Source organism: Ectopseudomonas composti (assembly GCF_900115475.1).
GTDB classification, from domain to species: domain Bacteria; phylum Pseudomonadota; class Gammaproteobacteria; order Pseudomonadales; family Pseudomonadaceae; genus Aquipseudomonas; species Aquipseudomonas composti.
Genome location: NZ_FOWP01000004.1, coordinates 210602 through 230309 on the forward strand (window position 1 = coordinate 210602; position 19708 = coordinate 230309).

General features: G+C 62.9%; 17 protein-coding genes. 9 read left to right on the forward strand and 8 right to left on the reverse strand.

The window, feature by feature from the left end:
* Window positions 1-6: 6 nt before the first annotated feature.
* Window positions 7-3090: an efflux RND transporter permease subunit gene (locus BM059_RS09440; RefSeq protein WP_074938199.1), complete on the forward strand. Its 3084-nt coding sequence runs from the start codon at window positions 7-9 to the stop codon at window positions 3088-3090.
* Window positions 3091-3258: 168 nt separating this feature from the next.
* Here BM059_RS09440 and bfr read toward each other — a convergent pair whose 3' ends face one another.
* From bfr to BM059_RS09455, 3 genes are all read right to left on the reverse strand, one after another.
* Entirely contained in the window at window positions 3259-3729 is a 471-nt protein-coding gene (gene bfr / locus BM059_RS09445) for a bacterioferritin (protein ID WP_003462607.1), read from the reverse strand.
* A 268-nt stretch (window positions 3730-3997) separates the two neighbouring features.
* Complete coding sequence (gene glpD, locus BM059_RS09450; protein ID WP_074938201.1) at window positions 3998-5527, reverse strand: glycerol-3-phosphate dehydrogenase; 1530 nt, start codon at window positions 5525-5527, stop codon at window positions 3998-4000.
* A 189-nt stretch (window positions 5528-5716) separates the two neighbouring features.
* Window positions 5717-6475 (reverse strand): DeoR/GlpR family DNA-binding transcription regulator, encoded by a 759-nt coding sequence (locus BM059_RS09455; protein ID WP_037003131.1) that lies wholly within the window; start codon window positions 6473-6475, stop codon window positions 5717-5719.
* Between the two features lie 98 nt (window positions 6476-6573).
* On the opposite strand from BM059_RS09455, the gene ybaK reads away from it, so the two are divergent.
* From ybaK to BM059_RS09475, 4 genes are all read left to right on the forward strand, one after another.
* A complete protein-coding gene (gene ybaK / locus BM059_RS09460; protein WP_074938202.1) occupies window positions 6574-7044 on the forward strand; it encodes a Cys-tRNA(Pro) deacylase in 471 nt (156 codons plus the stop codon).
* An 82-nt stretch (window positions 7045-7126) separates the two neighbouring features.
* Entirely contained in the window at window positions 7127-8614 is a 1488-nt protein-coding gene (glpK, locus tag BM059_RS09465) for a glycerol kinase GlpK (protein WP_074938204.1), read from the forward strand.
* Entirely contained in the window at window positions 8611-9384 is a 774-nt protein-coding gene (locus BM059_RS09470; RefSeq protein ID WP_074938206.1) for a substrate-binding periplasmic protein, read from the forward strand. Before glpK ends, BM059_RS09470 begins: the two co-directional genes overlap by 4 nt.
* Window positions 9385-9481: 97 nt before the next feature.
* Entirely contained in the window at window positions 9482-10288 is an 807-nt protein-coding gene (locus BM059_RS09475; RefSeq protein WP_074938207.1) for a PhzF family phenazine biosynthesis protein, read from the forward strand.
* 22 nt (window positions 10289-10310) lie between these two features.
* Here the strand turns inward: BM059_RS09475 and BM059_RS09480 are convergent, their stop codons facing one another.
* Both BM059_RS09480 and argF read right to left on the reverse strand, forming a co-directional pair.
* On the reverse strand, window positions 10311-11417 hold the full coding sequence (locus BM059_RS09480) for an ABC transporter ATP-binding protein (protein WP_037003141.1): 1107 nt from the start codon (window positions 11415-11417) through the stop codon (window positions 10311-10313).
* Window positions 11414-12334: an ornithine carbamoyltransferase gene (argF, locus tag BM059_RS09485; RefSeq protein ID WP_037003142.1), complete on the reverse strand. Its 921-nt coding sequence runs from the start codon at window positions 12332-12334 to the stop codon at window positions 11414-11416. The genes BM059_RS09480 and argF overlap by 4 nt, the downstream gene beginning before the upstream one ends.
* Window positions 12335-12671: 337 nt before the next feature.
* On the opposite strand from argF, the gene BM059_RS09490 reads away from it, so the two are divergent.
* The 3 genes from BM059_RS09490 to grxD all read left to right on the forward strand — a co-directional run bounded on the left by BM059_RS09490 (window position 12672) and on the right by grxD (window position 15910).
* Window positions 12672-13103: a hypothetical protein gene (locus BM059_RS09490; RefSeq protein ID WP_037003144.1), complete on the forward strand. Its 432-nt coding sequence runs from the start codon at window positions 12672-12674 to the stop codon at window positions 13101-13103.
* Between the two features lie 145 nt (window positions 13104-13248).
* Window positions 13249-15357 carry a molybdopterin oxidoreductase family protein gene (locus BM059_RS09495; protein WP_074938209.1) on the forward strand — a complete coding sequence of 703 codons (2109 nt, stop codon included), beginning with the start codon at window positions 13249-13251 and terminating at the stop codon, window positions 15355-15357.
* Window positions 15358-15583: 226 nt separating this feature from the next.
* Window positions 15584-15910 (forward strand): Grx4 family monothiol glutaredoxin, encoded by a 327-nt coding sequence (grxD, locus tag BM059_RS09500; RefSeq protein ID WP_037003146.1) that lies wholly within the window; start codon window positions 15584-15586, stop codon window positions 15908-15910.
* A 63-nt stretch (window positions 15911-15973) separates the two neighbouring features.
* On the opposite strand, the gene BM059_RS09505 is transcribed toward grxD, so the two are convergent.
* The 3 genes from BM059_RS09505 to BM059_RS09515 form a co-directional block, all read right to left on the reverse strand.
* Window positions 15974-16312 carry a YdbL family probable chaperone protein gene (locus BM059_RS09505; RefSeq protein WP_074938211.1) on the reverse strand — a complete coding sequence of 113 codons (339 nt, stop codon included), beginning with the start codon at window positions 16310-16312 and terminating at the stop codon, window positions 15974-15976.
* Between the two features lie 116 nt (window positions 16313-16428).
* Window positions 16429-16620, reverse strand: coding sequence for a YnbE family lipoprotein (locus BM059_RS09510; RefSeq protein ID WP_037003148.1), 192 nt, complete (start codon window positions 16618-16620; stop codon window positions 16429-16431).
* Window positions 16621-16624: 4 nt separating this feature from the next.
* Complete coding sequence (locus tag BM059_RS09515) at window positions 16625-19180, reverse strand: intermembrane phospholipid transport YdbH family protein (protein WP_074938213.1); 2556 nt, start codon at window positions 19178-19180, stop codon at window positions 16625-16627.
* A gap of 132 nt (window positions 19181-19312) precedes the next feature.
* Between BM059_RS09515 and BM059_RS09520 the strand changes: the two genes are divergently transcribed.
* Window positions 19313-19684 carry an XRE family transcriptional regulator gene (locus BM059_RS09520; RefSeq protein WP_074938215.1) on the forward strand — a complete coding sequence of 124 codons (372 nt, stop codon included), beginning with the start codon at window positions 19313-19315 and terminating at the stop codon, window positions 19682-19684.
* Window positions 19685-19708 lie beyond the last annotated feature (24 nt).

The window sequence follows — 19708 nt, forward strand, 5'->3', positions numbered from 1 at the left end:
GCCTGCATGAGCTTCAACCTGTCTGCCTGGGCGCTACGTCATCGTCAGATCGTTCTCTACATCATGTTGCTGTTCGCCGTGGTGGGGGCGCTGTCCTACACCAAGCTGGGTCAGAGCGAAGACCCGCCGTTCACCTTCAAGGCCATGGTGATCCGCACCAACTGGCCAGGCGCCAGCGCCGAAGAGGTGTCGCGCCAGGTCACCGAGCGCATCGAGAAGAAGTTGATGGAGACCGGTGAATACGACCGCATCACCAGTTTCTCTCGTCCCGGCGAGTCGCAGGTCACCTTCATGGCGCGCGACTCCATGCGCAGCGCGCAGATTCCCGAGCTGTGGTATCAGGTGCGCAAAAAGATCAGCGACATCCGTCATACCCTGCCGCCCGGTATTCAGGGCCCGTTCTTCAACGATGAATTCGGCACCACCTTCGGCAATATCTATGCATTGACCGGCAGTGGTTTCGACTACGCCGTGCTAAAGGATTACGCCGACCGTCTGCAGTTGCAGCTACAGCGGGTCAAGGACGTCGGCAAGGTCGAGCTGGTCGGTCTGCAGGACGAGAAGATCTGGATCGAGCTGTCCAACACCAAGCTGGCGACCCTCGGCCTGCCGCTTTCTGCGGTTCAGCAGGCGCTGGAGGCACAGAATGCGGTGGCCGCCGCCGGTTTCTTCGAAACCGCCAGTGAGCGTATCCAACTGCGCGTGACCGGGCGTTTCGAGTCGGTGGACGAGATTCGTGATTTCCCCATTCGCGTTGGCGACCGTACCTTTCGCATTGCCGATGTGGCCGACGTCAAACGCGGTTTCAACGACCCACCCGCGCCGCGCATGCGCTTCATGGGCGAGGATGCCCTGGGCATTGCCGTATCGATGAAAGACGGCGGCGACATCCTGGTGCTGGGCAAGGCGCTGGAAGGCGAGTTCGCCCGCCTGCAACAGACCCTGCCGTTGGGCATGGAGCTGCGCAAGGTGTCGGATCAACCCGCGGCGGTGAAGACCGGCGTGGGCGAGTTCGTCAAGGTGCTGGTGGAGGCGCTGGTGATCGTGCTCGCGGTCAGCTTCTTCTCCCTCGGTCTGCGCACCGGTCTGGTGGTGGCGCTGGTGATTCCGCTGGTGCTGGCGATGACCTTCGCCGCCATGTATTACCTCGGCATTGGACTGCACAAGATTTCCCTCGGTGCACTGGTACTCGGTCTCGGCCTGCTGGTGGACGACGCGATCATCGCGGTGGAGATGATGGCGATCAAGATGGAGCAGGGCTACGACCGCTTCAAGGCCGCCAGTTTTGCCTGGACCAGCACCGCCTTCCCCATGCTCACCGGCACCCTGATCACCGCTGCCGGTTTTCTGCCCATCGCCACGGCGCAGTCCGGCACCGGTGAATACACCCGTTCGATCTTTCAGGTGGTGGCCATTTCGCTGATCGCCTCGTGGATTGCCGCAGTGATGTTCGTGCCGTACCTCGGCGATAAGCTGCTGCCGGACCTGGCCAAGCTGCACGCTGCCAAGCACGGCGGCAGCGATTCAGGTCATGACCCCTATTCGACGCCGTTCTACCGCCGCGTTCGCGCCACGGTGGAATGGTGCGTGCGCCGTCGGGGCATCGTGATCCTGCTGACTCTTGCTCTATTCGTGGCCTCCGTGCTGCTGTTCCGTTTCGTGCCGCAGCAGTTCTTCCCGGCCTCCGGGCGCCTGGAGCTGATGGTCGACATCAAGCTGGAGGAGGGTGCTTCACTGAGTGCGACCGAGGCCGAAGTGCATCGTCTGGAAAAACTGCTCAAGGAACAGCCTGGTATCGACAACTACGTGGCCTACGTCGGCACGGGGTCGCCGCGTTTCTACCTGCCGCTCGACCAGCAGTTGCCTGCGGCCAGCTTTGCCCAGTTCGTGGTACTGGCTTCGAGCATCGAAGAGCGTGAGCGCCTGCGTGGTTGGCTGATCCAGGTGATGAATGACGAATTCCCGACCTTGCGCAGTCGCGTCAGCCGCCTGGAGAACGGACCACCCGTGGGTTACCCGATCCAGTTCCGTGTCAGCGGCGAGCACATCGACGAGGTGCGTGCTCTGGCTCGCCAAGTGGCGGACAAGGTGCGCGAGAACCCGCATGTGGTCAACGTGCACCTGGACTGGGAAGAGCCGAGCAAGGTGGTGATCCTCAATATCGATCAGGATCGTGCCCGCGCGCTGGGCGTCAACACCGCCGAGCTGTCGCGCTTTCTGCAGGGTTCGCTGTCGGGTACCAGTGTCAGCCAGTACCGCGAAGGCAACGAGCTGATCGAGATTCTCCAGCGTGGTACGCCGCAGGAGCGCAAGGCGCTGAGCCTGCTGCCGAGCTTGGCAGTGCCGACCGACAGCGGTCGCAGCGTGGCGCTGTCGCAGGTGGCGACCTTGGAGTATGGCTTCGAGGAGGGCATCATCTGGCACCGCAACCGCCTGCCCAACGTCACCGTGCGTGCCGATGTCTATGGCAGTCAGCAGCCGGCCAGCCTGACCCAGCAGATCCTGCCGACGCTGGACCCGATCCGCGCCGAGCTGCCAGCGGGCTATCTGCTGGAGGTCGGTGGCACGGTAGAGGATTCCCAACGCGGCCAGAAGTCGGTCAACGCTGGTATCCCGCTGTTCATCGTGGTGGTGCTGACGCTGCTGATGCTGCAGCTCAAGAGCTTCTCGCGTTCGGCGATGGTGTTTCTTACCGCGCCGTTGGGCCTGATCGGGGTGACCCTGTTCCTGCTGATCTTCCGCCAGCCGTTCGGCTTCGTCGCCATGCTCGGCACCATCGCCCTGGCCGGGATGATCATGCGTAACTCGGTGATCCTGGTCGATCAGATCGAGCAGGACATCAGCCACGGCCTGGATCGCTGGCACGCCATCATCGAAGCAACGGTACGCCGCTTCCGGCCTATCGTGCTGACCGCCCTGGCGGCGGTGTTGGCGATGATTCCGCTGTCGCGCAGTGTGTTCTTCGGGCCGATGGCGGTGGCCATCATGGGCGGGCTGGTCGTCGCCACGGCGCTGACCCTGCTGTTCCTGCCGGCGCTATATGCGGCGTGGTTCCGGGTCAAGGAGAGCGAGGCGCGACAGGCGGGATAATTTGCTCCTGCGATAAAGCGGAGCGCCATGTAGGGTGCGCCGTGCGCACCGAAACATCGGCGCCACTGTCATTGGTGCGCATGGCGCACCCTACGTAGCCTGTGTTCGAGCGTCAGGACATGAAAAACGGGAGCCATTGGCTCCCGTTTTTTATGTAGCGGGTAAGGCTTATTCGTCCATCTGCGACTGCAGGTAGTTCTGCAGGCCGACGGCTTCGATCAGGCTGAGTTGGGTTTCCAGCCAGTCGATATGATCTTCCTCGGAGCAGAGGATTTCTTCCAGCAGCTCGCGGCTGGCGTAGTCACCGATACTCTCGCAGTAGGCGATGGCGGCCTTCAGGTCGCCGTGTGCCTTGTGCTCGATCTTCAGGTCGCACTCGAGCATTTCCTTGGTGTTTTCACCGATCAGGATCTTGCCCAGGTCCTGCAGGTTCGGAATGCCCTCGAGGAACAGGATGCGCTTGATCAGCTTGTCGGCATGCTTCATCTCGTCGATGGACTCGTGATATTCGTGCTCGCCGAGCTTCTTCAGACCCCAGTCTTCGTACATACGCGCATGCAGGAAGTACTGGTTGATGGCGACCAGTTCGTTACCAAGAATCTTGTTCAGATGTTGAATGACCTTCTTGTCGCCTTTCATGTTCGCTCCTGCTGTTGCAATGATCGTGATGGCCTCGAATTTTCGGCCTGGTTCTTCTTTATGTCAAACCTAAGTTGTTGAAACATAAGTAAAAATAAAACTGAATAAGAATGTTTTTATTCCGCATCATGGCGCCAAGTTATTGAATTAATGCAATAAAAAAATGCTGAAAGTTCTGCGCTGAGCAAATGAGTAAAACAGCGTCGTTATTTTATTTTCTCGCGCTCATAAAAAAGCCCCGCAGAGCGGGGCATGGGGCACGCAGAATTCAGGCGGCGTGAGCCGAATGCGGATCGCGACTGTGCAGATATTCTTGCAGGCGGTTCTGCTGAGCCGGCGTCATGAACAGACCGAGCTTGCTGCGCCGCCAAAGGATGTCGGCGCTGCTGCGCGCCCATTCTTCGCGGCGCAGGTATTCCACTTCACGGGTGTAGAGCCCGGCACCCAGGTGTTCGCCGAGGTCAGTGAGGTTGTGTACGCCGTCCAGCAGGCGCCAGGTGCGGCTGCCATAGCTGGTGGCCCAGCGCCTGGCCAGGCTGCTGGGTAGCCAGCCATGACGTTCGCAGAGTGCTTCGACCAAGGCACCTTGGCTTTGCAGGTCCTCACCACCGGGCAGCGCTGCGCTGGCAGTCCAGCTCGGCCCCAGCTCAGCGAAGTAGGGCGCCAGTTGCTGCATGGCGGACTCGGCCAGCTTGCGATAGGTGGTCAGCTTGCCGCCGAATACCGACAGCAGTGGCGCTTCACCCGGCGCACCGGAGAGTGACAGGGTGTAGTCGCGGGTGATCGCCGACGGCTCATCGGATTCGTCATCGCACAGCGGGCGCACGCCGGCGAAGCTGTGCAATACATCGTCGCGGCTGAGCTGCTGCTTGAAGTGATCATTGACCACCTTGAGCAGGTAGTCGGTTTCCTCGGCGGTGATCGTGACCTGAGCCGGGTCGCCCTGGTATTCACGGTCGGTGGTGCCGATCAGGGTGAAACGCTCCAGATAAGGGATAGCGAAGACGATGCGGCGGTCTTCGTTTTGTAGGATGTAGGCCTGCTCGCCGTCATACAGCCGTGGCACGACGATATGGCTGCCCTGGATCAGGCGAATGCCATAAGGCGATTGCTGCTTGAGATCCTCGCGGATGAAGCGGGCGACCCAGGGGCCGGCGGCATTGACCAGAGCGCGTGCGCGAATCGACAGCAGACTGCCGTCGCTGCGCTCCAGATGGATATGCCACAGCCCCTTGCTGCGCCGGGCGCTGACGCAGCGGGTGCGCGGGTGAATGTGCGCGCCTTTTTCCCGTGCGGCCATGGCGTTGAGTACTACCAGGCGGGCGTCGTCCACCCAGCAGTCGGAATATTCGAAACCGCGGCTGATTTCCGCCTTCAACGGGCTGCCGGCGCCGAAACGCAGGCCGCGCGAAGCCGGCAGGCGCTCGCGCTTGCCCAGGTGGTCATAGAGGAATAGGCCGGCGCGGATCATCCAGGCCGGACGCAGGTGCGGGCGATGCGGCAGGACGAAACGCATCGGTTTGACGATGTGCGGGGCCTTGGCCAGCAGTACTTCGCGCTCGGCCAGGGCTTCACGCACCAGGCGAAATTCATGATGTTCCAGATAGCGCAGGCCGCCATGGATCAGCTTGCTGCTGGCAGAAGAGGTATGGCTGGCCAGGTCGTCCTTTTCGCAAAGGAACACCGACAGGCCGCGACCGGCTGCATCGGCTGCGATGCCCACGCCATTGATGCCGCCGCCAACGACGGCGAGGTCATAGACTTCTGCAACGGGGCTGGCGAACTGGTCGTGGGGCATGTGGCACGCTCGGCTATTTGGATTCGAATGTGTTTATGTTCACTTTCGAAAATATGCTAGACGAAGATGCGCAGCTTCGCTACCCCGGCACGCGATTGCGCGCCGAGCGGTATTGAAGGGAAGAGGGCGGAGGTAAAAACGTAATGGGTACTTTGGCGGGTTACACCCGCCCTACGAGAGAGTGCGCAGTCAGACCAGGTCGAGCTGAACCTTGTGGCTATGCAGCAGGCGGATGATGGCAGCCGACGGCGCGCTGTCGGTGAAGACGCGGTCGACCAGCGCGATGGAGCCCAGGCGCACCACGGCGTTACGGCCAAACTTGCTGGAGTCAGCGGCGAGGAAAGCCTGTCGGGCATTGTCGATGATCGCCTGGGAAACCCGCACTTCCTGGTAGTCGAAGTCGAGCAAGCTACCGTCGTCGTCGATGCCGCTGATGCCGACGATGGCGTAGTCGACCTTGAACTGCTGGATGAAATCCACCGCGGCCTGGCCGACGATACCGCCGTCGCTGCGCACCGTGCCGCCGGCCACCAGCACCTCGAAGTCGGCCTTGGCGCTGAGTTGAGCGGCGACGTGCAGGTTGTTGGTGATGATCTTCAGACCCTTGTGGTTCTGCAGCTCGCGGGCGATGGCTTCAGTGGTGGTGCCGATGTTGATGAACAGCGAGGCGTGATCGGGGATCTGCGCGGCAACCGCCTCGGCGATACGCTGTTTCTCCTCACGCATCTGTCCCGCGCGCATGCCGTAGGCGGTGTTCTGAATGCTCGAGGCCTCGCAGGCCGCGCCGCCATGGGTGCGGCGCAGCAGGCCGTGCTCGGCCAACTGGTTGATGTCGCGGCGAATGGTCTGCGGGGTCACGGCGAACGCCTGGGCCAGCTCGTCGATACTGACGTAGCCGCGTTCGCGGGCGAGGTTGAGAATGTCGTGCTGGCGCGGAGCGAGGTTCATGAGCGCTTCCTGTGATGGTCACTCATTATAGGGTGTGGCGGTGGTGGATTTGGGCCTGCTACTGTAAGGCATCTTTCATCGCGTTTTCACATTCGAACATGACTCCAGCAATCGATCTGTTGAAAAAGGCCAAGGCCGAACACCGTGTGCACAGCTACCAGCATGATCCCAAGGCGCCGTCCTACGGGCTGGAGGCAGCGGAGAAGCTGGGGCTGGCGCCCGAGTGCGTGTACAAGACCCTGCTCGCGGCGACCGAAAAGGGCGAGCTGCTGGTGGCGGTGGTGCCGGTGGCCGGCAGTCTCGATCTCAAGGCACTGGCGGCAGCGGCCGGGACGAAGAAGACGGACATGGCCGACCCGACGGCCGCACAGCGCGCCACCGGTTATCTGGTCGGTGGCATCAGCCCGCTGGGGCAGAAGAAGCGCCTGCGTACGTTTATCGACGAGTCGGCACGCCAGCATCCCACCATTCACGTCAGTGGTGGCCGGCGTGGGCTGGAACTGGAGCTCTCGGCCGACACCCTGGCGCAGCACACCCAAGGGCAGTTCGCCGCTATCGGAAAAGCCTGAATCGAGCAGTATGCTGCCAGCAAAATAAGCCAGTCTGCAGTCAACTGCAGTGAATGCTACCGATAACAACAAGGAACCTTGCATGACCCAATACCTGCTAGCCATCGACCAGGGCACCACCAGCTCCCGCGCCATTATCTTCAGTGCCCAGGGATTGCCGGTTGCGCGTGCCCAGCAGGAGTTCAAGCAGTATTTCCCGCAGGATGGCTGGGTCGAGCACGACGGTCAGGAGATCTGGCTGTCCACGCTCAAGGTGTGCCGCGATGCCATCGCCAGCAGCGGTCTGCAGCCCGAGGCGATTGCCGCCATCGGCATCACCAATCAGCGCGAAACAACGCTGGTGTGGGATGCCATCAGTGGTACGCCCATCCATCCGGCCATCGTCTGGCAGGATCGCCGCACCGCCGACTATTGCGCTGGGCTCAAGGAGCAAGGCCACGAAGCGGCGGTCTCGGCCAAGACCGGCCTGCTGATCGACCCGTATTTCTCCGCCACCAAGCTGCGCTGGATTCTGGAAAACGTACCGGGCGCCCGTGAGCGGGCCGAGCGCGGCGAGCTGCGTTTCGGCACCGTCGACAGCTTCCTGCTGTGGCGCCTGACCGATGGCAAGGTGCACCGCACCGACGCCAGCAATGCCTCGCGCACGCTGATGTTCAACATCCATACCCAACAATGGGACGAAGAGCTGCTCAAGCTGTTCGAGATACCGGTCAGCCTGCTGCCCGAAGTGCTCGATTGCGCCGCCGAGTTCGGTCACACCGACAGCGAGTTGCTCGGCGCCAGCATCCCGGTGCTGGGCATGGCGGGCGACCAGCAGGCGGCCTTGATCGGCCAGGCCTGCTTCGAGCCGGGCATGGTCAAGAGCACCTACGGCACCGGCTGTTTCATGATCCAGAACACCGGCGATCAACCGGTGAGCTCGAAGAATCGCCTGCTGACCACGGTTGGCTATCGCCTCGATGGCAAGGTTACTTACGCGGTGGAGGGCAGCATCTTTGTGGCCGGTGCTGCGGTGCAGTGGCTACGTGACGGCATCAAGCTGATCAGCCATGCGCGCGAGAGCGAGGCACTGGCCGAGGCCACCGGCGAGGCCTGCGGCGTCTATCTGGTGCCGGCGTTCACCGGGCTGGGGGCGCCTTACTGGGACCCCAAAGCGCGGGGCGCCATCTTCGGCCTGACCCGCGATACCGGGATCAAGGAGATCGTCACTGCCGGCTTGCAGTCGGTGTGCTACCAGACCCGCGATTTGCTCGAAGCCATGCGTCAGGATGGCGCGGCGGCGCCCAGCGCGCTGCGTGTCGACGGCGGGATGGTGGAGAACAACTGGGTCATGCAGTTTCTCGCCGACATTCTTGGCGTCAGCGTCGAGCGCCCCGAAGTCACCGAAACCACGGCGCTCGGCGTCGCCTACCTGGCAGGCCTGAAGCTCGGCCTGTACCAGGACCTCAAGGCCATCGCCAGTCACTGGCATCGTCAGCAGCGCTTCGAGCCACGGATGAACGAAGCGCATCGTGATCGCCTCTACGCCGGATGGTTGGATGCGGTGAAACGGGTGCGCAGCGAAGCGTGAGAACGCTTGCCTGGTTGAACCGGGTCAGCGCTGGCGTGCTGCTGTCACTGTTGCTGTGCAGCGGCCTGGCGCGGGCCGAGAAGCTGGTGATCGCCGGCGACCTGTGGTGCCCGATCAACTGCGCCGTGGATGCAGAGAAACGCGGCATCTTCGTCGAACTGGCCGAACAGATCTTTGCCGAGTCCGGCATCGAGGTGGAGTACCGCGTGATCAACTGGGCGCGTGCGGTGCACGATACCCGGCGCGGCAAGTTGGGGGCGTTGATTGGCGCCGGGGTGCAGGATGCGCCGGACTTTATCTTCACGCCCACGGCGCCCGGTATTTCTCGTATGTGCTTCTATGCCCTGCGTGGCGGAACCTGGCGTTACCAGGGGCTGGAGTCGTTGCAGGCGGTGCGCCTTGGTGCGATCAACGGCTACAGCTACGGTGCCGAGCTCGATCTGTACCTGCGCAATCATCATGACCTGGCCCAGGTGCAGCTGATGACCGGTGATCGCGCGCTGATCAGCAACCTGCGCAAGCTGCGCCATGGCCGTATCGATGCACTGGTGGAAAATGCCTGGGTGATGCAGGCGCTGCTCAGCGAGCGCTACCTGCATGGCGAGGTCGTTGAAGTCGGTTGCCGGCAGCCGGATATTGCCATCTACCTGGCGTTTGCTCCCGGTCTGGTTGACAGCCCGCGTTATGCGCAACTGTTCGAGCAGGGGCTGCAGCGCTTTCGCGAAGACGGGCGCATGAACGAACTGTTACGGCGCTACGGCATCCGCTGAGGCGCACTGTTCGGGGAAAATACAGGCCCTCTGTACGTGGTTCGCTTTTGCTGAGCGGGGCATGCTCTGACTCCCCAACTATGGCCAGGAATGCCCCATGCCCCTCGAATTTCACCAGATCGACGCCTTCACCGATCAGCCCTTCGCCGGTAACCCGGCCATCGTCTATCGCCTCGAGTGTTGGCTCGATGAGGCGCTGATGCAGCGCATCGCCGCCGAGCACAACCTGGCGGAGACGGCATTCGTGGTGAAGGAGGGGAGTGCCTGGCATATCCGCTGGTTCACGCCGCTCAGTGAGGTGCCGCTGTGTGGGCACGCCACCCTGGCGGCGGCCAAGGTGCTGTTCGACATCTACCAGGAGCCCGCCGAGGTACTGGATTTCACCTGCCTGTCCGGGGCCCTGCAGGTCACCCGTCAGGGCGAGCGCCTGGAACTGGATTTTCCAGTGCGGCGTGCGCAACCGGTCGCACAGGATCTGCATCAGCAGGCTGAGCGCGCGCTGGGGCGCCAGGTAGAACAGGTCCTGGCGCTGGGCAATGCCGATGGCAGCGTGCAGGAACTGATGGTGGTGCTGGGCGCCGAGGCGGATTTGCGCGAGCTGAAGCCGAATCTGCCCGCACTGGCCACCTTGCCGGGGCTTGGCGTGCTGGTCACCGCTGCCGGTAGTCAGCGTGACTTCGTCTCGCGCTACTTCGCGCCGAGTATCGGTATCGATGAAGATCCGGTCACCGGTTCGACCCACTGCATCCTGATGCCCTATTGGGCCGAGCGCCTGGGTCGCAATACGCTCAGCGCCTTCCAGTGCTCGGCACGTGGCGGTGAGCTGCTGTGTCGGCTGGACGGCGAACGGGTGAAAATCGCTGGCCATGCGCGGCACATTGCCAGCGGTCAGTTGATGCTTTGAGGTGCTGCTGGCGGCTCGCCGGTCAGTTGCTGCTGACCCGGCGTACGCCGCTGGATTCGCTGAGCTGCAATTGCGCGGCGACGCTGCCCAGGGCAGGGAAGGCCACCAGGTGGTCGGCGGCGATGCGGATGCCCACTTCGTCGCCTGGCTGGTGGTCGGCATGGCTGGGGAAGATCGATTCCAGCTGGCTGCCGGTTGGCAGCTGCAGGCGATAGAGGGTGGCGGCGCCGAGGAAGGTCTTGCCGGCGATGCGGGCCTTCAGTGCGCTGCTCTCGTCCGGCACGATGTCGTCCGGGCGCAACAGCACATCCACCGCGCTGCCTTGCGCCCAGGTATAGGCACGGTTACCGCGGATCACACCGAGTTCGGTCTGCACCGTTTCCGGGCTGAGCAACTGGCCGCGGATGAAATAACCCTGGCCGATGAAGCTGGCGACGAAGGGTGTCAGCGGCTCGTGATAGAGGTTGAACGGTGTGTCCCACTGCTCCAGGCGGCCATCCTTGAACACGCCGACGTGGTCGCTGACGGCGAAGGCTTCTTCCTGATCATGGGTCACCAGGATGGCGCTGGTACCACGCGCCTTGAGAATCTCGCGCACTTCATGACTCAGGCGCCGACGCAGTTCGCCATCGAGGTTGGAGAACGGCTCGTCGAGCAGCAGCAGCTTCGGCTCTGGCGCCAGGGCGCGTGCCAAGGCTACACGTTGTTGCTGGCCGCCGGACAGTTCGTGCGGGTAGCGTTTGGCCAGGTGAGCGAGCTTGACCAGCTCCAGCAACTCCTGGGTCACGCGTTCGGCGTTGGCGTGCTTGCGAATGCCGAAGGCGACGTTCTCCGCCACGCTCAGGTGGGGGAACAGCGCATAGTCCTGAAACACCATGCCGATCTGGCGTTTTTCCGGTGCCAGGGTGAAACCGGCGCGGGAGATCACCTCGCCATCGAGTTCGATCTCACCGTCGAGCACCGGCTCGAAACCGGCGATGGCGCGCAGCGTGGTGGTCTTGCCGCAGCCGGAGGGGCCGAGCAGGCAACCGATGTCGCCCGCGTTGAGGTGCAGGTCGAGATCCTGCACTACCTTGTGCGCGTGGTAGCCGCAGTTCAGCCCGCGCAGCTGCAGCAGAGGCGGGTTCATGCGTGGTGGTACGCCGGATCGACCAGCATCTCCAGCAGCGCCTTCTGCGCGTGCAGGCGGTTCTCGGCCTGATTCCAGGCTACCGAGCGTGGGTCGTCGAGCAGGTCGAAACTGATTTCCTCGCCGCGGTGGGCTGGCAGGCAGTGCATGAACAGCACGTCCTGCGCGGCCGCATCGAGCAGCTCGCGGGTGACCTGGTAAGGGCGGAACAGCGCCATACGTTGCTCGGCTTCGTCTTCCTGGCCCATGGAGGCCCATACGTCGGTGCTGACCAGGTGCGCGCCAGCCACCGCTTCGCGCGGGTCACGCAGCACCTGCACACGCTCGCCGGCCAGGGCCAGGAAGCGCGCGTCTGGCTCGTAGCCAGCCGGGCAGGCGACCTTCAACTGGAAGTCGAACTGGATCGCCGCCTCGATATAGGAGTTGCACATGTTGTTGCCGTCACCGATCCAGGCCACCGTCTTGCCGGCGATGCTGCCACGGTGTTCGAGGAAGGTCTGCATGTCGGCCAGCAACTGGCAGGGATGCAGGTCATCGGACAGGCCGTTGATCACTGGCACCTTGGAGTTGGCGGCGAACTCGGTGAGGTTGCTGTGAGCGAAGGTGCGGATCATCACCGCGTCGAGCATGCTCGACATGACGATGGCGGCATCGCCAATCGGCTCGCCACGACCCAGCTGGGTGTCGCGTGGCGAGAGGAAGATGGCCTGGCCGCCAAGCTGGATCATGCCGGCTTCGAACGACAGGCGGGTACGGGTCGAGGCCTTCTCGAAGATCATGCCCAGCACGCGGTTCTTCAGTGGCTCGAACAGCACGCCGCGATTACGCAGATCCTTCAGCTCGATGCCTCGGCGGATCAAACCCACCAGTTCGTCCGGTGTGTAATCCATCATCGAGAGAAAGTGTCTGACGCTCATCGTTAACTACCTTTATCACTACAGTTCGCAAGCTTGTGGTCGGGGATAAAACCGACAAAAACAGCAGAGCTTGCGGCAGGAGGCCGCAGGGTGCGACGAAACAGGGGAAGGCGCGATCTTATAAGGAAATGACGAGACGGCGCAAATTGCCACCTGCGGGCACGCAGAATCCTGTTTTGTAAGCCTTTTCCCAATTCGGCGTGCGAGATGTCACAAAACTGAAAACCTCGCTTGCGCCCCTCTAGATCGGGCCTCTAGGATGCCGCCGCCTTTCCAAGGCAATGCATTGCCCCCGCAATGGGGACATCCATGGAATATATGTGCAAAGGAGTTTTGCATGAAACACGTAGCCTACGCCGCCGCTTTCTCCGCTCTCGCCCTGCTGACTGGCTGTGCCAGTCAGAACGTTAGCCAGCCGACCGTTCCGCTGAACGGCACCGTGCAAACTAACCTCAAGGCCGACGTGAAAGTGGGCGAGCCCATCTCTGGTCAATCTTCGGTGAACATCCTGTTCGGTGTGTTCAAGCTGGGTGGCGACACTCAATTTGCCGACGGCGTGACCTACGGTGGTGGCGAAGGTGGTTTCGCGCTGGGTCTCGACCCGGTTGCTTCCGCCAAGTCTGCAGCGGCCTACAAGGCTGTCAAAGCCTCGGATGCTGACGTGATCGTCGCCCCGCGTTACGAAGTGAACGTTCAAGATTACTTCGTATACAAGACTGTCAACGTCAACGTTACCGGCAAAAAGGGCACCGTGACCTCCATCCGTTAATTCGGATCGTCGCGACCCTGAATCGGCAGGCTTGATGCCTGTCGATTCAGGAGACGAACGCTGCTGGCGTCGCCCTTGTGCGCGGCCCATAGTTCATGACCTGCGACCTGACTGGTCGTCTCGGATCAGAACAAGAGGCCAGGCCATGACCAAGTCCCTCCATTACCGTGCATGCCATCTGTGCGAAGCCATCTGCGGCCTTGCCATCGAAACCGAAGCGCAGCCTGACGGCAGCACGCAGATTCGCTCGATCAAGGGCGACGCCCAGGACAGCTTCAGCCGTGGCCATATCTGCCCCAAGGCCGTGGCGTTGCAGGACATTCAGAACGACCCCGACCGTATCCGCCAACCCATGCGCCGCATTGGCGGGCAGTGGCAGGCCATCGGCTGGGATGAGGCGTTCGAGCTGGTGGCCGAGCGTCTGAGCGCGATCCAGGCGGCGCATGGGCAGAATGCCGTGGCCGTCTATCAGGGCAACCCCAGCGTGCACAACTACGGGCTGATGACCCACAGCAACTATTTCCTGGGTCAGCTGAAAACCCGTAATCGTTTCTCCGCCACCTCGGTCGACCAACTGCCGCACCACCTGACCAGCCACCTGATGTATGGCCACGGCCTGCTGATTCCGATTCCCGACATCGATCACACCGACTTCATGCTGATCCTGGGCGGCAACCCGCTGGCCTCCAACGGCAGCATCATGACCGTGCCGGATGTGGAGAAGCGCCTGAAGGCCATCCAGGCCCGTGGCGGCAAGCTGGTGGTGGTCGATCCGCGCCGTAGCGAGACCGCTGCCATCGCTGACCAGCACCTGTTCGTGCGCCCTGGCAGCGACGCCGCACTGCTGCTGGCGCTGCTCAACACCCTGTTCGAGGAGGGCCTGAAGCGCGACAGCCACCTGCCGGTGGACGGGCTGGAGCAGGTGCGCGAGGCGATTGCCGGCTTCGATGCGCAAGCCATGAGCGCGCGCTGCGGCGTGCCGGCAGAAACCATCCGCCAGCTGGCGCGGGATTTCGCCGCCGCCGACAAGGCGGTGTGCTACGGTCGTATGGGCGTTTCCACCCAGGCGTTCGGCACGCTCTGTCAGTGGCTGGTGCAGGTGATCAATCTGGTGACCGGCAACCTCGATCGCAGCGGCGGTGTACTCTGCACCACGCCGGCGGTGGATCTGGTGGCAAGCACCTCGGGTGGGCATTTCAATCGCTGGCAGAGTCGGGTATCCGGCTTGCCGGAGTACGGCGGCGAGCTGCCGGTTTCGGCGCTGGCCGAAGAGATGCTGACCCCCGGCGAGGGGCAGGTTCGCGCCCTGATCACGGTGGCCGGCAACCCGGTGCTGTCGACGCCCAACGGCCGCCAGCTGGAGCAGGCGCTGGACGGCCTGGACTTCATGCTCTCGGTGGATTTCTACATCAACGAGACCACCCGCTACGCCGACCTGATCCTGCCGCCGACCGCACCGCTGGAGCACGATCACTACGACACCACCTTCAATGTGTTCGCCGTGCGCAACGTCACCCGTTTCAACGAGGCGATCCTGGCCAAGCCGGAGGGCGCACTGCACGATTGGGAAATCTTTGTCGGGCTGGCCAAGGCGTTCGCGGCGCGCAATGACCTGGAGTTGAAATCGACCATGGCGCCGGAGCAGATGATCGACATGGGCCTGCGTTTCGGTCCCTACGGCGATCACAGTGAGCGCAAGCTCAACCTGGCTGTGCTGCGCGAGCATCCACACGGGGTCGACCTGGGGCCTTTGCAGCCGAACCTGGCCGCACGCCTGAAAACCCCGAGCAAGACCGTGCAGGTTGCCCCGACGTTGCTGCTGGCTGATCTGGCGCACTTCGCCGAACAGGAACAGCCCGCCGCCCATGAACTGCTGCTGATCGGCCGCCGCCATGTGCGCAGCAACAACTCCTGGATGCACAACTATCACCGCCTGGTGAAGGGCAAGCCGCGTCATCAGCTGTTGATGAACCCGGCTGATCTGGCCAGCCGCGGCCTCGCCGATGGACAACGGGTAGAGGTGCGCTCGCGGGTCGGCAGCATTGAGGTGGAAGTGGCCGCCAGTGATGAGGTAATGGCCGGCGTGGTCAGTCTGCCCCATGGTTGGGGCCATGCCCGGCCCGGAGTGCAGATGGACATCGCCCGTGCGCAGCCGGGTGCCAGCGCCAATGACCTGACCGATGAGCGCCGGCTCGATGCGCTGTCCGGTAATGCGGTGCTCAATGGTGTGCCGGTGGAGGTGGTGGCTGCGTAACGACCTGCTGCGCGTCGGCCCTGCTGCGTTAAAAACAGGCTCGGACTGCTCATTTACAACTCGTAAACTCCGCGTCCTCGCCTGTTTTTGCCTTGCATGTCTCTAGCTCGCGAGGTCGTAAACAGGTCTAGGGAGGACGGCAAGGCCGAGCATTTTGCTCGGCTTTTCGCTACAATCGCGCCACCGTGGCGACCGTCGGGTCGCGAAGTCTATGCTGAGGTGCCCCATGGATATCATCGAAACCATCAAAGAGCAGATCGCCAACAACACCGTTCTGCTGTACATGAAAGGCTCGCCCAACGCCCCGCAGTGTGGCTTCTCCGCCCGTGCTGCCCAGGTGGTGATGGGCTGCGGCGAGAAGTTCGCCTATGTCGACATCCTGCAGAACCCGGAAATCCGCGCCAACCTGCCGAAGTACGCCAACTGGCCGACCTTCCCGCAGCTGTGGGTCGGCGGTGAGCTGGTCGGCGGTAGCGACATCCTCACCGAGATGTACGAGAAGGGCGAGCTGCAGACCCTGATCAAGGACGCCACCAGCAAAGCCGGCGCCTGATCACTGATCGTGCAACGCAAAGAACCCGCCTAGGCGGGTTCTTTCGTTTCTGCCAGCTGCTTTCTATTTCTGCAGCCACTGGCCGTTCAGTTGGATGAACTGGCCCTTGGGCGTGCGCTCGATGGCTTTCTTGCCGGCGATGGCTTCCACGTCGCTCAGGCTGATGCCGTTGTCCTTGGCCACCTTCTGGTATTCAGTGCGACGCGCCTGGTTGATCAGGCTGGCGATTTCATCGGCCTGGCCGCCGGCTTTGACCACGCCCAGGTAGCCGTTGGGCTGCTCGCCCAACTGGCCACTGGCCTTGGCATCGCCGAGAGCGCTCATGGCCTGGTTGAGGTTCAGTGCGTAGGCCGGCAGGCTGAGGGTCAGTGCCAGCAGCAGGGTCGAAATGTATCGAATCATCATGCTTCTCCTTGAGGAAATCCTGATGGATCAGATTTCCGTCTTTCCCGCGTAGGCGGGAATCTAGATGTCACGAACGTCCTGGATTCCCGCCTGCGCGGGAAAGACCGACGCTCTTAGAACAGACCGCTATCTTCGTTGAATACGTTGTCCAGCGCCTTGTCCACCTTGATGTAGATCTCGTGCTCGACCTTGACGTTGAGGTTGATATTGATCGGCTCGTTGGGCATGGCCAGCTGCACCGTCGGGGTACAGGCCTGGCACAGCAGGCCCAGGCTGAAGGCGGCGAGGAGGCGGTACGTGCGCATGGCGCTACTCCTTTGATTCTTGGGGGACACGCTGGCGCATCCGTTGCTGAATCCGTTGCTGGATGATGTCGCTGACCTTGTCGGTCAGTTGCAGGCTGGCCAGCAGGGTCGGAATGTCTTCTTCCAGATTGATGTTGAAGTGGATTGGCCGGCCCTGTTCGATGGCCGGGTTCTGTCCATGTAGACGCATACCAAGGCGCAGTGTGCCGGACGAATCATAGTCGAGGCTACTGCTGAGCAGGTCGTAGTGAAAGTCCTCCAGCGCGTCGGTGACCAGCTTCATGCCAGGGTTGGCCAGGCCCATGGCGCGGATGCGCGGCGAGTGAAAGCTTAGGCGGCCGCCGGGGGCGCGTGCTTCGATCAGCCCCTGCTCGACGCTGATCGCTTCGCCCAGGCGCAGCGGTAGCGTACCGTCGAGCAGGCCATTGCCTTCCAGTCCTTCGGCCGGATACGCGCGAAACAGTTCCTGCAGGTCCAGGCCGCTGAGTTTCAGTGGCAGCAACTGGTTGGAGCGATCCAGCGCCCAGGTCGCCGGCTCCAGGCTCAAGCTGCCGCCGAGTACGCCCAGTTCGGCACGCTGATGGCTGAGGCTGCCGGCCAGAGGGCGTTGCAGGCTGGCCTGATAGCTGGCCTGCAGCTGCAAGGGGCCGAGGGCGATGCCGGGGTTGATCTGTTTCGCGCTCAGGCTCGGTAGCTCCAGCGTCAGGCGGTCGCCAGTGAGTCGTAGCTGCAGTTCAGTGTCCACGCCGCTCAGCGTGCTGCGATCATAAATACCGGCCAGGCCTTTGCCGCTCAGCTTCGCCAGCAGTTGCAGGGGCTTGCCGCTGGGCAAACTGAGGCTGGCGTCGCCCTGGATGCGGCCGTTGTCCAGCGCCAGCAGCGGCGGCCAACTGGCCAGGGTTTGCGCCAGCGGATTGCCCGCGCGCAGGAATAGCTCGTCGAGTGTGGCGTTCAGACCCAGCGCAGCGGCGGTGTTGTTCAGGCGCAGCGCCATGCTCAGTCCCGAGTCGGCCAGCAGTGCACCGTCGAGTGTCTGGCTGGTGCTGTCGGCCTCTAGCCGGCCTTGCCATTGCCAGCCTTGCGCTTGCAGTTGCGGGTATTGCAGGCTTTGTATGCGCAGCGCCAATGGCCCGGACAGCGTCGGTGAGCGTGGCGCTCCAGCGAGGGCGAGGCCGGCGAGTGTCAGTTGCGCCTGCTGCAGTTCCAGATCACCGCTGCGCAGTCGCTGGATAGCCAGGCGAGAGTTGTCAGCGACCTTGAGTTGCACCTGCTGCGTGGTCGCACTGCCGGTCATGCCCAGGCTCAGCTGCAGGCCGTCGGCACGATTGCCTGCCAGATCCACGCGCTTGCTACGGGCGTCGAGTTGCAGCTGGCGCAGGGCCAGCGACCAGTCGGGCGCCTGCTGCAGGCCGAGCTCGGCGTTCACCTGCAGCTCGAGTGCGCCCTGTCCGCTGAGCTTGAGTTGCACGGCCAGCTCGTTGTCGTGGTCGTTCTCCAGTGGTGTGAGCTGCATCTGCAACTGGTTGGGTTGCAAGCCGCTTGGCAGCGTGGCCAACCAGGGCGCGCCGTGAGTGTCGAGTTGCAGGTTGCCGTGCAGCTTGCGCGCTTGCCACGTGCCTGTGGCGTTGAGCAGGTCGAGCTGCAGTTCGCCGCTGACCAGGCCAACGCCGGGCAGCGGCCAGGGCTGCGGCAGTTGGGCGTCGACACGCAGCCACCCCGGCGCGGCCAGTAGCTCGCCGAGCTGTCGGGTGGCCTGCGGCAACTGCAGTTGCCAGTGGGCGATGATGCCGGCTTGCTGCGGCGTGGCTGGCAGGTTGGCTGCGTCGAGTGGTGTCCATTCGCTCAGCCAGGCGCCGACCCAGGCGATCTCCTGCAGAGGCGCGAGCAGCAGGTTGCCAGACCACTGCAATGCATCGCCCTGGGCGAGCAGATCACTATGCAGCTCCATCTGCTGCTGATTGTCGAGGTGCAGGTTCATCGCCAGCTGGCGTGTGCTATCCGGCGCAGAGCCCAGGCCCTGCAGCCGTGCGTGTAGCTGCGCGCTGTGCGTCTCGCGCTCAAGTTGCAGGTGCAACTGCAGTGCATCGTCCAGATGCTGCAGGCTGAGGTTGCCGTCGAGCGTGCATTGACCGCTGCGGCAGGGCAACTGCGTCTGGGCGTCGCGCACGTCGATCTGTCGTGGCAACCAGGGCAGGGTGTTGAGTGCGCGCTCGAAGAGGGCACCGAGGTCGCTGTCATCCGATTTCTGCGGGGCTGTTGGCGCGGGTTGCCAGGCGACTTGCAGGCCTTGGGCAAGCAGCCGATAGCGCGGCGCCTCGCTGGCCAGCCAATCGAGTTGCAGTAGGCTGGCCTGCGCGTGCAACTCACCGCCCTGACGCTGCGTCAGTCGCACATCGTGCAACTGCAGGCCGCGCCAGGACAGGCTCAGTCGTTGCCAGTCCAGCTCGACGTGCTGCTCCTCGAGCAGTTGTTGCACGCGGTAGCCGGCGTAGCAGACCAGTAGCGACAACACCGCCAGAGTCGCTACGCAGATGCTCAGCCAGAAACGCCGGCGGCTCATGAGTTCTCCTTGCCAGATGCCGTGCAAGGGACGGTACCCCATGCTCGGGTGGGTGCCAAGCGGCTTTCCGTGCTATTGTGTGTTTACAGCTTTTATTGTTTTTTTTGTTTAAAACACGCGTAGGAGGAAATGATGAGTGCAGTGACTCGCAGCCAGCCTGACGCCGATGCGGTACTGGCCAAGGCCTTGCTCAATACCCGTGAACAGTTGGGGCTGACCCAGCAGGAGCTGGCCGATATCGTCGGCGTGCATCGCAGCGCCATCAGCCGCTGGAACGAGCAGGGCGGTTTGCGCCCGCAGAGCAAGACGGGTGAACTGGCCCTGTTGTTGATTCGCGCCTACCGCGCCTTGTTCGCCCTGTTCGGCGGCAACCAGCAGGACATGCGCCACTTTCTGCGTACCGAGAACCGCCACCTGGCCGGCGTGCCGCTGCAGCAGATGGGGCAGGTGCAGGGCTTGGTACGCGTCGTCGAGTATCTGGACGCCATTCGTGGCAAGGTCTGAGTACAAGTAGGGTGCGCCATGCGC

What these genes read in the sequence shown, in the direction of transcription:
- BM059_RS09495 (WP_074938209.1), top strand. Translation starts at nt 13,249, where the DNA reads ATGACCAAGTCCCTCCATTACCGTGCATGCCATCTGTGCGAAGCCATC.
- ybaK (WP_074938202.1), top strand. Translation starts at nt 6,574, where the DNA reads ATGACTCCAGCAATCGATCTGTTGAAAAAGGCCAAGGCCGAACACCGT.
- bfr (WP_003462607.1), bottom strand. Translation starts at nt 3,729, where the DNA reads ATGAAAGGCGACAAGAAGGTCATTCAACATCTGAACAAGATTCTTGGT.
- BM059_RS09475 (WP_074938207.1), top strand. Translation starts at nt 9,482, where the DNA reads ATGCCCCTCGAATTTCACCAGATCGACGCCTTCACCGATCAGCCCTTC.
- BM059_RS09510 (WP_037003148.1), bottom strand. Translation starts at nt 16,620, where the DNA reads ATGCGCACGTACCGCCTCCTCGCCGCCTTCAGCCTGGGCCTGCTGTGC.
- BM059_RS09490 (WP_037003144.1), top strand. Translation starts at nt 12,672, where the DNA reads ATGAAACACGTAGCCTACGCCGCCGCTTTCTCCGCTCTCGCCCTGCTG.
- grxD (WP_037003146.1), top strand. Translation starts at nt 15,584, where the DNA reads ATGGATATCATCGAAACCATCAAAGAGCAGATCGCCAACAACACCGTT.
- BM059_RS09440 (WP_074938199.1), top strand. Translation starts at nt 7, where the DNA reads ATGAGCTTCAACCTGTCTGCCTGGGCGCTACGTCATCGTCAGATCGTT.
- glpK (WP_074938204.1), top strand. Translation starts at nt 7,127, where the DNA reads ATGACCCAATACCTGCTAGCCATCGACCAGGGCACCACCAGCTCCCGC.
- glpD (WP_074938201.1), bottom strand. Translation starts at nt 5,527, where the DNA reads ATGCCCCACGACCAGTTCGCCAGCCCCGTTGCAGAAGTCTATGACCTC.
- BM059_RS09455 (WP_037003131.1), bottom strand. Translation starts at nt 6,475, where the DNA reads ATGAACCTCGCTCCGCGCCAGCACGACATTCTCAACCTCGCCCGCGAA.
- BM059_RS09520 (WP_074938215.1), top strand. Translation starts at nt 19,313, where the DNA reads ATGAGTGCAGTGACTCGCAGCCAGCCTGACGCCGATGCGGTACTGGCC.
- BM059_RS09505 (WP_074938211.1), bottom strand. Translation starts at nt 16,312, where the DNA reads ATGATTCGATACATTTCGACCCTGCTGCTGGCACTGACCCTCAGCCTG.
- BM059_RS09480 (WP_037003141.1), bottom strand. Translation starts at nt 11,417, where the DNA reads ATGAACCCGCCTCTGCTGCAGCTGCGCGGGCTGAACTGCGGCTACCAC.
- argF (WP_037003142.1), bottom strand. Translation starts at nt 12,334, where the DNA reads ATGAGCGTCAGACACTTTCTCTCGATGATGGATTACACACCGGACGAA.
- BM059_RS09515 (WP_074938213.1), bottom strand. Translation starts at nt 19,180, where the DNA reads ATGAGCCGCCGGCGTTTCTGGCTGAGCATCTGCGTAGCGACTCTGGCG.